This is a genomic window from Moraxella oblonga NBRC 102422, assembly GCF_001598275.1.
GTDB classification, from domain to species: domain Bacteria; phylum Pseudomonadota; class Gammaproteobacteria; order Pseudomonadales; family Moraxellaceae; genus Moraxella; species Moraxella oblonga.
The window spans coordinates 1-676 of the sequence record NZ_BCYQ01000103.1; the positions used below are offsets into that span (position 1 = coordinate 1).

General features: G+C 35.8%; 1 pseudogene. It reads right to left on the reverse strand.

Going from position 1 to position 676, the window contains the following annotated elements:
• Positions 1 to 16: 16 nt before the first annotated feature.
• Positions 17 to 676: pseudogene (locus MOB01S_RS12250) on the reverse strand (IS1 family transposase); the annotation flags it as partial.

The following is a 676-nucleotide window of genomic DNA, read 5'->3' on the forward strand; positions in this document are numbered from 1 at the left end:
GGGAATTGTTAAAAAACTATACATAACTCAACCTACCATTCCACTTAGCAAAGAGCAGAGTTAAAGAATTCTCTATTATCTTTTTGCATTTGAAATAACATTTGGTTCTACGCTTAAACCTTGCAAGATAATGGTGTATTCTGCCATTATAACTCTCTATGGTAAAGGTTTGTTTCTTGCTTTGCAGATGTTTTGATGTTGGGATAATCTCTTGATAAGACTTCCAATAATCACTACAAAACAAGGTGATGTTATTTGTATTTAGTTGACTGTACAATCTCTTAAAAGTCTTAGTATCTCGTTTGCCACAAACAAAGCCTAAAATGTGCTTGTTTTGTCGGTTGATGGCAATCCAAGTCCAGCAGTAGTTTTTTTGTGCTTGGTATAACTGTGAATTTCATCAAGCTCTACAATATCAATCACTTCATCATCTTGGTCTGAATGTAGATTGGCATTATAGGTACTTTGATGTGCTATGCCAAGCTGTTTTACCCATTGATAAACTTATGCCATAACTAATACCTAGTACTCTACCAATGGCACGAAACCCTAAGCCTTCAAGATACATATCAACAGCCATTTTCTTGACTTCATCATCTTTTTTGGTGCTTTTGCGTAAGACAGTGAAGTGATGAATGCAGTCTTTGCACCGATACCGCTGTTTGCCACTTACAAA